The 10,080-nt window shown below is 60.7% G+C and carries 13 protein-coding genes; 2 read left to right on the forward strand and 11 right to left on the reverse strand.

What is annotated here, in order from left to right:
* From ccmC to ccmA, 3 genes are all read right to left on the reverse strand, one after another.
* On the reverse strand, window positions 1-583 hold a 583-nt coding region (gene ccmC, locus ACIP1X_RS19455), incomplete at its 3' end, for a heme ABC transporter permease CcmC (RefSeq protein ID WP_400754383.1).
* Window positions 584-662: 79 nt separating this feature from the next.
* A complete protein-coding gene (ccmB, locus tag ACIP1X_RS19460) occupies window positions 663-1,331 on the reverse strand; it encodes a heme exporter protein CcmB (protein ID WP_007919970.1) in 669 nt (222 codons plus the stop codon).
* Window positions 1,328-1,963 carry a cytochrome c biogenesis heme-transporting ATPase CcmA gene (gene ccmA, locus ACIP1X_RS19465; protein WP_400754384.1) on the reverse strand — a complete coding sequence of 212 codons (636 nt, stop codon included), beginning with the start codon at window positions 1,961-1,963 and terminating at the stop codon, window positions 1,328-1,330. Before ccmA ends, ccmB begins: the two co-directional genes overlap by 4 nt.
* A 198-nt stretch (window positions 1,964-2,161) precedes the next feature.
* Between ccmA and ACIP1X_RS19470 the strand changes: the two genes are divergently transcribed.
* Both ACIP1X_RS19470 and ACIP1X_RS19475 read left to right on the forward strand, forming a co-directional pair.
* Window positions 2,162-3,736 (forward strand): flagellar hook-length control protein FliK, encoded by a 1,575-nt coding sequence (locus tag ACIP1X_RS19470; protein ID WP_400754386.1) that lies wholly within the window; start codon window positions 2,162-2,164, stop codon window positions 3,734-3,736.
* A complete protein-coding gene (locus ACIP1X_RS19475) occupies window positions 3,733-4,062 on the forward strand; it encodes an EscU/YscU/HrcU family type III secretion system export apparatus switch protein (RefSeq protein WP_282358554.1) in 330 nt (109 codons plus the stop codon). Before ACIP1X_RS19470 ends, ACIP1X_RS19475 begins: the two co-directional genes overlap by 4 nt.
* A 112-nt stretch (window positions 4,063-4,174) precedes the next feature.
* Here the strand turns inward: ACIP1X_RS19475 and ACIP1X_RS19480 are convergent, their stop codons facing one another.
* The 8 genes from ACIP1X_RS19480 to ACIP1X_RS19515 all read right to left on the reverse strand — a co-directional run.
* Window positions 4,175-4,567, reverse strand: coding sequence for a DUF2802 domain-containing protein (locus tag ACIP1X_RS19480; RefSeq protein WP_159812664.1), 393 nt, complete (start codon window positions 4,565-4,567; stop codon window positions 4,175-4,177).
* Entirely contained in the window at window positions 4,568-5,053 is a 486-nt protein-coding gene (locus ACIP1X_RS19485; protein ID WP_053118413.1) for a chemotaxis protein CheW, read from the reverse strand.
* 73 nt (window positions 5,054-5,126) lie between these two features.
* Window positions 5,127-6,041 (reverse strand): CheW domain-containing protein, encoded by a 915-nt coding sequence (locus ACIP1X_RS19490; RefSeq protein ID WP_400754390.1) that lies wholly within the window; start codon window positions 6,039-6,041, stop codon window positions 5,127-5,129.
* Window positions 6,042-6,157: 116 nt separating this feature from the next.
* On the reverse strand, window positions 6,158-6,946 hold the full coding sequence (locus ACIP1X_RS19495; protein WP_053118409.1) for a ParA family protein: 789 nt from the start codon (window positions 6,944-6,946) through the stop codon (window positions 6,158-6,160).
* A gap of 43 nt (window positions 6,947-6,989) precedes the next feature.
* Window positions 6,990-7,880, reverse strand: coding sequence for a flagellar motor protein MotD (gene motD / locus ACIP1X_RS19500; RefSeq protein ID WP_053118407.1), 891 nt, complete (start codon window positions 7,878-7,880; stop codon window positions 6,990-6,992).
* Window positions 7,881-7,892: 12 nt separating this feature from the next.
* Window positions 7,893-8,633 carry a flagellar motor protein gene (locus ACIP1X_RS19505; protein WP_159812660.1) on the reverse strand — a complete coding sequence of 247 codons (741 nt, stop codon included), beginning with the start codon at window positions 8,631-8,633 and terminating at the stop codon, window positions 7,893-7,895.
* Window positions 8,633-9,793, reverse strand: a complete 1,161-nt coding sequence (locus ACIP1X_RS19510) for a chemotaxis response regulator protein-glutamate methylesterase (protein ID WP_400754391.1) — start codon at window positions 9,791-9,793, stop codon at window positions 8,633-8,635. Before ACIP1X_RS19510 ends, ACIP1X_RS19505 begins: the two co-directional genes overlap by 1 nt.
* 49 nt (window positions 9,794-9,842) lie before the next feature.
* Window positions 9,843-10,080, reverse strand: a 238-nt coding sequence (locus tag ACIP1X_RS19515) for a chemotaxis protein CheW (protein ID WP_400754394.1), incomplete at its 5' end; no start/stop codon positions are given.

The following is a 10,080-nucleotide window of genomic DNA, read 5'->3' on the forward strand; positions in this document are numbered from 1 at the left end:
TTTCGGTGAGGGTAAAGGTCGCGCCCTGGTGCAGGGTGTTCCACCACTCCACCGAGTATTTGATGATCGGAATGTTGATCACCCCGACGATGGCCAGCACCGCGCAGGCCTTGGCGGCGCTGTCGCGATTGCTGATGGCATTGCCCAGCGCAATCACGCCGAAATACAGGAACAGCAGAATCAGCATCGAGGTCAGCCGCGCATCCCAGACCCACCACGAACCCCAGGTCGGTTTGCCCCAGATCGCCCCGGTGACCAGCGCCACGGCGGTCATCCAGGCACCGATCGGCGCCGCGCATTGCAGGGCGACGTCAGCCAGTTTCATCTTCCACACCAGACCGACAATGCCGCACACCGCCAGCATCACGTAGATCGACTGCGCGAGCATCGCGGCAGGCACGTGGATATAGATGATGCGAAAGCTGTTGCCTTGCTGATAATCCGGCGGCGCGAAGGCCAGCCCCCAAACGACGCCGACGCCAATCAACAGCAACGCTGCGATGCTCAGCCACGGCAAGAACTTGCTGCTGATGCCGTAGAACCACTTCGGTGAGCCGAGCTTATGAAACCAGGTCCAGTTCATACTGTTTCCATCACGGGTGCCGCTCATCGATGTGAGCTGGCATTTGGGTCTTTGCTGATCAAATTTTGATCAGACCTCATTATTCGCCGACGCTGATCTTCAGGCCAGCAGCTATTGCAAAAGGTGTCAGGGTGATCGCCAGGGCGGTCAGGCTACCAAGCCACAGCAGATACCCGGTCGCCGGCATGCCTTGGAGGGCGGCCTGCAAGGCGCCACTGCCAAGGATCAACACCGGGATGTACAACGGCAGAATCAGCAGCGCCAACAACAGGCCGCCGCGTTTCAAACCGACCGTCAGTGCCGCGCCCACCGCGCCGAGCAAGCTCAGCACCGGTGTACCCAGCAACAACGACAACAACAAAACCGGCAGACACGCGGCAGGCAAACCGAGCATCAACGCCAGCAGAGGTGAGAGCAAAACCAGTGCCAGACCGGAGAAAAGCCAGTGTGCCAGCACCTTGGCCAATACCAGTAGTGGCAGGGGGTGCGACGAAAGGACCCACTGTTCCAGGGATCCATCTTCGAAATCACTGCGGAAAAGCCCGTCCAGCGAGAGCAGGACCGACAAAAGCGCCGCCACCCAGACTAACCCCGGGGACAGGTTTTGCAACACTTGAGTTTCCGGGCCGACGGCCAGCGGGAACAAAGCGATGACGATGGCGAAAAAAATCAGCGGATTGGCCAGCTCCGCAGGGCGGCGAAACAGCAGTCGCGATTCACGGGCAACCAGCAGGCCGAAGACACTCATACTGCCCAGTTCCCCAAATCGATATCGCGATAACCGGCCGGCATCCGGCTCAGCGTGTGGTGCGTGGTCAACACCACCAGACCGCCACGTTCACAATGCTTGGCCAGATGTTCTTCAAGTTGCGCCACGCCTTGTTTATCGAGGGCGGTGAACGGCTCGTCGAGAATCCACAGCGGCGGACTGTCCAGATACAACCGCGCCAGCGCCACGCGGCGTTGCTGGCCGGCGGACAAGCTGTGGCAGGGAACATCTTCAAAACCGCGCAATCCTACGGCTGCCAGCGCTTGCCAGATCGCCTCGCGTTCGGCGGGATGATGCAGGGCGCAGAGCCACGAGAGATTCTCTTCCGGGGTCAGCAAATCCTTGATCCCGGCAGCATGGCCGATCCACAACAGGTTGCGCGCCAGTTCGCTGCGCTGCTCAGTCAGCGGCAAACCGTTGAGCAGGACTTGACCGTCGGTCGGCTGCATCAATCCGGCCAACAGGCGTAATAAACTGGTTTTACCGCTGCCGTTGGGACCGCTGATTTGCAACATATTGCCACTGGCCAGTCTCAATTCGAGATTCTCGAAGAGCAGCCGCAGGTCACGTTCACACGCGAGGGCAACAGTTTGCAGGACAGGACTGGTCAAGGGATCACGGGCCTTATACGGTTCAAGTCGGCTCTGGCGCGGCCGTTAAAGAGATGCAGCATAAATGCAATGACGGCTCGATCTAGAGAGCTGCGTCAAACAATTGCTATGTTTTTTTGAACGAATCGCAAGACGGGCGGCATTATACATGGCGTGCCCGACTCCCCAGAGTGCATTTTCTAAAGGTTGTTTCACTGTATGACAGGCGAAATGAACATCCTTCCGCTCCCGCAGGCCACACCGGCGACTGCTCGCCCGCAGGTCGGTGAGCTGCTCAAGCTGCTGACACCGGTCGAAGGCTTGATCGGCGCCGGCCAGAGTGCCAAGGCCGAGGTGTTGTCGCTGAAGCAGGCGGATCAGACCTTTCAATTGTTGCTCAAAGTGACGCTGGACAGCGGCCGCCAGACCACCGTGCAAGCGACCAGCAATCTGCCATTGCTGCAAGGCACCAGCATTGCCATCACCCAACCCTCGGCCGGCAATCTGGCGATCACCGTGCAACAGGCCATCGCCAGCAGCGTCGCCGCCCTCACCCGCATTGATACGTCGCAATTGCCCGTGGGCACGTTGCTGCAAGGCAAAGTCCTGACTTCGCAGCTACTGCCGCAAACGCCGGGGCAAGCGACGGTGTTCCGCTCGCTGGTCAGTTTGCTCAACACCGCGCAGAGCGGCAGCACGCTGACCATCGACAGCCCGCAACCGCTGCGCATCGGCACGTTGCTCTCGGCGTTGGTGGAAGATGCGCAAACCCTGAAATTCCTGCCCCTGAGCGGCCGGCAAGAACAACTGGCCGTCAGTCAGCAACTGGTCGGCCAGCAAAGTCGCCAAGCCTCTCTGAGCGGTCTGCTGAACGCACTGCAAAATCTGCCTGCAGATAACGATCAGACTTCAGCGGACTTGCGCGCGGCGGTCGACAAACTGCTCGCCAGCCTCCCCGATCTGCAGCAAATGACCACTTCCAAAGGCGTGGCGCTGGCCTTGGCCAACAGCGGCGCCTTCCTCGAAGCCAAATTGCTCACCGGGCAGAACCCAACCCTGACCCCGGACATCAAAGCCGATCTGCTCAAACTGATCGCGCAACTGTCGCCGGGAGCGCCGGGCAACGCCAGTTTCAACGCGATCATTGCGGCCAACACCTTGGCGCAAGCGCTGCCGAGTTTCGTCCGTAATGCCCTCGGCACCCTCGGCCAAGTCAGCGCAAAACCGCTGCCGAGCAGCTTCCCCCTGCCCGACCGCCTGCTGCAAAGTCTCGATGGCGAAGGCGATCTGGAGCATCTGCTGCGCCTCGCCGCCGCTGCTGTGTCGCGCCTGCAAAGCCATCAACTGTCGAGTCTCGAACAGACCGGCGTCACCGATGACGGCCGTCTGCTCAGCACCTGGCAGTTGGAAATCCCCATGCGAAATATGCAAGACATCGTGCCGTTGCAGGTCAAATTCCAGCGTGAAGAGGCACCGGAACGGGAGCCGCAACCGAACGAACGCCGTGACGAACGCGAGCCCAAGCAGCAACTGTGGCGCGTCGATCTGGCGTTCGACATGGAACCGCTCGGGCCAATGCAGATTCAGGCGCAACTGGTCGCCGGCAGCCTGTCCGGCCAACTGTGGGCCGAACGGGCGTACACCGCCGACCTGATCGAAAATAACCTGTTCGCCTTGCGCCAACGCCTGCTCGATCGCGGCCTCAACGTCGGCGATATCGACTGCCACCAAGGCACGCCGCCGCAAGGCAACCAAACCCGCCTCGAACACCGCTGGGTCGACGAAACCGCATGAACGATTCCACCGCCCCACGCCAGGCCATCGCTCTTAAATACGACGGCAACCACGCCCCGACCCTCACCGCCAAAGGTGACGACGAACTGGCCGAAGAAATCCTGCGCATCGCCCGCGATTGCGAGGTGCCGATCTACGAGAACGCCGAGTTGGTGCGCTTGTTGGCGCGGATGGAATTGGGCGACAGCATCCCCGAGGAGCTGTACCGCACCATCGCCGAGATCATCGCGTTTGCGTGGAATCTGAAGGGGAAATTCCCCGAAGGGCAGGATCTGGAGGCGCCGATGGTGGAGAAGGACATCACCGAGCGCGGGGATGATTATTGAGTCTTCGAAGACGCCTTCGCGAGCAAGCCCGCTCCCACATTGGTTCGGCGTACACCGATCTAATGTGGGAGCGGGCTTGCTCGCGAATAGGCCATCAGCCTTGGCGCAAAAATCAGTTTTTATGCAGTTTACGCATCAACTCCGCCTCAGCCTGGGTCAACCCGCATGACTGAGTCAGTTCATCAACGCTCGCGCCCATCCCCACCAGTTTCGCCGCTTGGGCGAATGACAGGCTCGACGGGTCGCGTTGTTCCAGTGCAACAAGCTTGTCCGGCAACGGTGCGACGACCGAGCGCAGCTCGTGCAGGGCTTCGCCCATGCGCACGTTGCCGTTCTGGTAGTCGTCGACTCGTTTGGCCAGGTCTTTGATGCGCTGATCACGCAGCGCATCGCCCTGGGCCTGTTGCGCAGCGATTAGTTTCTGCGCCTTGATGTACGCCAGAAACATTGCCAGCGTGCCTGCCCAGAAGAGGAACAGGACAATGACCGCGACTTCAAGAATCAATCAGATGTTCTCCAGATCCGACCATTCTTCTTCGCTCATCATCTTGTCCAGTTCGACCAGAATCAGCAGCTCGCCGTTCTTGTTGCACACGCCCTGGATAAACTTCGCCGACTCTTCGTTGCCGACGTTCGGCGCGGTCTCGATTTCCGACTGACGCAGGTAAACCACTTCGGCCACGCTGTCGACCATGATGCCAACGACTTGCTTGTCGGCTTCGATGATGACGATGCGGGTGTTGTCGCTGATCTCGGCATTCATCAGGCCGAAGCGCTGGCGAGTGTCGATCACGGTGACGACGTTACCGCGCAGGTTGATGATGCCCAGCACGTAGCTCGGCGCGCCCGGCACCGGAGCGATCTCGGTGTAGCGCAGCACTTCCTGAACGCGCATCACGTTGATGCCGTAGGTTTCGTTGTCCAGCTTGAAGGTTACCCATTGCAGGATCGGATCTTCAGAACCCTTTGCCGCCGTCGCCTTATCGTTCATACCCTAGCCCCTCGAAGTACCGCGTGTGGCGGTTTATGTTTCGTCGCCGGCATTTGTACGCCGGTACTGTCTGTTATGTCGGTTTGTGGTTCGGCTTACTGCCGGACATGTGCTTCGCCCCGCCGCTGGCGATCAACTCGGCCAGTGCAGCGACATCGAGCAAGGCGCACATGTGTTCAATCACGGTGCCGGCGAGCCATGGCCGCTGACCCCGGTGACTTCTCCATTTGATTTCATTCGGATCCAGACGCAACGAGCGGCTGACCTGATGCACCGCCAGCCCCCACTCGTAACCTTGTACCGAAATCACGTACTGCAAGCCCTGACGGAAGTCATCGCGATAGCGATCCGGCATGACCCAGCGCGCGGTGTCCAGGACTTTCAAATTACCGGCCTGACTCGGCAGAATGCCGAGGAACCACTCCGGCTGACCGAACAGCGGCGTCAGCTCTTGCCCGGCCAGCGAATAGATCGAACCGAGGCACACCAGCGGCACCGCCAGGGTTAGCCCGGCAACGTCGAACAGCAGGCATTCGAACGCATCTGCGGCCCACGCCGGGCGGCCATCGGTTTCCACCGGTGGCGGCGTGTTGCTTGGCGGCAGATGCACTTCCACCACGGGCGGAATCAGTGTCTGTGGCGCCGGCGCTTCAATTTCAGGTTCAGGCTCAGGCGCCGGTGGTTCCGGCACTGTCAGCAGTTGTGTTTGCAGCAACGGCGCCAACGTAGAAACCGACGCGCGCGTTTCTTCAATCAACGCCACAGGGGCCTTGGCAACAGGCGCTGCGGCAGGTGCGGCAACCGGTGCGGCAGCCTTTTGCGCATCACGCGCCTGCTCTTCCAGCACGGCTGCCTGAAACTCATCCAGCGCCTCAGGCTGCGCTTCGACTACCGCCGGCAATTCTTCCGGAAGATCATTGAGTAAATCCTCCAGATAAGACTGCAACGCCAACTGCGGACGCGAAGTCAGCTTCACCGGCCGATTCATGCGCAGCCCTCTGTAGGAGCTGCCGCAGGCTGCGATCTTTTGCTCTTTTCAAGGAGGCCACACAGCGAGATCAAAAGATCGTAGCCTGCGCCAGCTCCTACACAAGTCAAAGTCATTCAAGCCACCTGCGCGACGAGTTGCTGCGCCAGCAGATGCTTGAGCAGCGCGCGGTAAGCGAGAACGCCACGGCTCTTGCCGTCGAATTGCGAAGGCGTGACACCGGCACGGCTGGCGTCACGAAGACGCGTATCGACCGGGATGTAACCCTGCCAGATCTCTTCCGGAAATTTATCGCGCAGCACGCGCAAAGTACCCAGCGACGCCTGCGTACGCCGATCAAACAGCGTCGGCACAATGCTGAACGGCAGCGCCTGCTTGCGTGAACGGTTGATCATCGCCAGCGTGTTGACCATGCGCTCCAGGCCTTTGACGGCGAGGTGTTCGGTCTGCACCGGGATCACCAGTTGCTGGCTCGCGGCCAGCGCGTTGACCATCAGCACACCGAGCAACGGCGGGCTGTCGATGATCGCGTAATCGAAGTCCTGCCACAGTTGCGCCAGACTCTTGGCGATCACCAGACCGAGGCCACTCTGCCCCGGCGACTGCCGCTCAAGGGTCGCCAGTGCGGTGCTCGACGGCAACAGTGAAATACGTTCGTCACTGGTCGACAACAGCAACTGCCCCGGCAGGCCTTGCGGCACGCTGCCCTTGTGCAGAAACAGGTCGTAGTTGCTGTGTTCCAGGCTGTCGGGGTCGTAGCCGAAATAGCTGGTCATCGAGCCGTGCGGGTCGAGATCGACCACAACCACGCGCTTGCCCGCCTCGGCCAGCAACCCGGCTAAAGCGATGGAAGATGTGGTTTTACCGACACCACCCTTTTGATTGGCGACTGCCCAGACTCTCATTCGGTTCGTTCCTCCCGGCCGATATGCTCGACCGAGACATAGCTCAGCGTGTTAATGCGGGTGACGGAGAATTGACGGCACTCTCGCGTCCCGGCGTCTTGACCGGGGTCGGTGCAGTTTGTGTGCCAGCGCGCTTCAACGCGGCGTCCGGTTGCGCATTGGCCGTCCCGGTGCCCGTCAGGCTGCGGCGGACATCGAGATTGCGCGACACCACCAACACCACCCGACGATTCTTCGCGCGGCCCTCAACGGTGGCGTTGTTCGCCACCGGTTGAAATTCGCCGTAACCCACCGACGCCAATCGGCCAGGGTTCACACCCTGCATCGCCAGCATGCGCACGATGCTCGCCGAACGCGCCGAGGACAGTTCCCAGTTGGTCGGGTACTGCGCGGTGCGGATCGGCTGATCATCGGTGAAGCCTTCGACGTGAATCGGGTTATCGAACGGTTTCAGAATCGCCGCGACCTTGTCGATGATGTTGAACGCGATGTCACTCGGCATGGCGTCGCCACTGCCGAACAACAGGCTGGAATTGAGTTCGATCTCGACCCACAACTCGTTGCCGCGCACGGTCATCTGGTTGGACGCGATCAAGTCGCCGAACGCGGCGCTGATGTCATCGGAGATGCTTTTCAGCGGATCGCTGGCCCCGGCGATACCGGCATCAATCTGCTCGGCATCCTTGACCAGCGGCTTGGCCGGAGTGGTGGTTTTCGGTCGCTCATCACCAATAGGAATCGGTTTGAGCGCGCGGTCGGAGTCTTTGAAAACACCGACCAGCGCCTCGGAAATTTCTTTGTACTTGCCTTCGTTGATCGACGAAATCGAGTACATCACCACGAAGAACGCGAACAGCAAGGTGATGAAATCCGCGTAGGACACCAGCCAGCGCTCGTGGTTGACGTGTTCTTCCTGATGCCTGCGACGAGCCATGAGGTTATTCCCTTAATCCATGAAGCCTTGCAGCTTCAACTCAATGGAGCGAGGGTTTTCACCTTCGGCGATCGACAGGATCCCTTCCAACAACATTTCGCGATAACGCGACTGCCGCAACGCGATTGCCTTCAGCTTGGCCGCCACCGGCAACAACACCAGGTTGGCACTGGCGACACCGTAAATGGTGGCGACGAATGCGACGGCAATGCCGCTGCCCAGTTGCGTCGGATCGGCCAGATTGCCCATCACGTGGATCAGGCCCATCACCGCACCGATGATGCCGATGGTGGGCGCGTAACCGCCCATGCTTTCGAAGACTTTCGCGGCTTCGATGTCGCGCGCTTCCTGGGTGTAGAAATCCACTTCGAGGATGCTGCGAATCGCTTCCGGCTCGGCGCCATCGACCAGCAGTTGCAGGCCTTTGCGCGAGTAATTATCCGGTTCAGCATCGGCCACGCCTTCCAGACCCAGCAGGCCTTCCTTGCGCGCGGTGAGGCTCCAGTTGACGACACGGTCGATGCCGCCGGCCAGATCAACCCGGGGCGGAAACAGGATCCACGCCAGAATCTGCATGGCGCGTTTGAACGCGCTCATCGGCGATTGCAGCAACGCCGCGCCGACGGTGCCGCCGAGGACGATCAACGCCGCAGGACCGTTGGCCAGCGCACCGATGTGGCCGCCCTCAAGGTAATTGCCGCCGATGATGGCGACGAACGCCATGATGATCCCGATAAGGCTTAAAACATCCATCAGATACATGCCTCGACGATGTGCTTGCCGATCTCGTCCAGGCTGTACACCGCGTCGGCGAGGTCAGCTTTGACGATGGCCATCGGCATGCCGTAGATCACGCAACTGGCCTCGTCCTGCGCCCAGATCGAGCTGCCGCCCTGCTTGAGCAAACGCGCGCCTTCACGGCCGTCGGCGCCCATGCCGGTGAGCACCACCGCCAGAACTTTGTCACCGTAGGACTTGGCCGCTGAGCCGAAGGTGATGTCCACGCACGGCTTGTAATTCAGACGCTCGTCGCCCGGCAGAATCTTCACCGCGCCACGGCCGTCGATCATCATTTGCTTGCCACCCGGCGCAAGCAATGCCAGCCCCGGACGCAGGATGTCGCCATCCTCGGCTTCCTTGACGCTGATGCGGCAGAGCTTGTCGAGACGCTCGGCAAACGCTTTGGTGAATGCCGCCGGCATGTGCTGGATCAACACGATCGGTGCCGGGAAGTTCGCTGGCAACTGAGTCAACACCCGTTGCAGCGCAACCGGGCCGCCCGTCGAGGTGCCGATGGCAACCAGTTTGTAAGCCTTGCGTTTCGGTGCCGGCGACGAAGCGCTGGCGGCCGGTGCACGGGTTGCAACCGGAGCATGCACAGGCGCTGGCGCTGGACGCACCGCAGCGCTGCTGCTGTGGCTGCTGCTGTGGCTACTGAAACTTGATGCAGTCGGAGCAGGCGTCGGTGCAGGCGCAGCCACTGGAGCCGGCGCACTGTAAGCACTGAAACGACGATTGCTGCGCGAGATGCTGTGCACCTTTTCGCACAGCAGTTGTTTGACCTTCTCGGGATTGCGCGAGATGTCTTCGAAATTCTTCGGCAGGAAATCCACCGCGCCGGCGTCCAGCGCATCGAGGGTGACCCGAGCGCCTTCGTGGGTCAGCGAGGAGAACATCAACACCGGGGTCGGGCAGCGCTGCATGATGTGCCGCACCGCCGTGATGCCGTCCATCATGGGCATCTCGTAGTCCATGGTGATCACGTCCGGCTTGAGCGCCAGTGCCTGATCGATGGCCTCTTTACCGTTGGTTGCAGTGCCGACCACCTGGATGCTCGGATCCGCTGAAAGAATTTCCGAGACGCGGCGGCGGAAAAAACCCGAATCGTCCACCACCAGGACTTTGACTGCCATAAACACTCCATTAGGTGCAGCGGAGCGTGATCGCCCCGCCGCCCCGGATTCAAATACGCCGTGCGGCGTAACGCTTGAGCATGCTTGGAACATCGAGAATCAGCGCGATGCGGCCGTCACCGGTGATGGTGGCGCCGGACATGCCCGGAGTGCCCTGCAGCATTTTGCCCAATGGCTTGATGACCACTTCTTCCTGGCCGACCAGTTGATCGACGACGAAGCCGATCCGCTGAGTGCCCACCGAAAGGATCACCACATGGCCTTCGCGCTGCTCTTCGTGAGCGGCG

It is taken from the genome of Pseudomonas sp. NPDC088885, assembly GCF_044750025.1.
GTDB lineage: Bacteria > Pseudomonadota > Gammaproteobacteria > Pseudomonadales > Pseudomonadaceae > Aquipseudomonas > Aquipseudomonas rustica.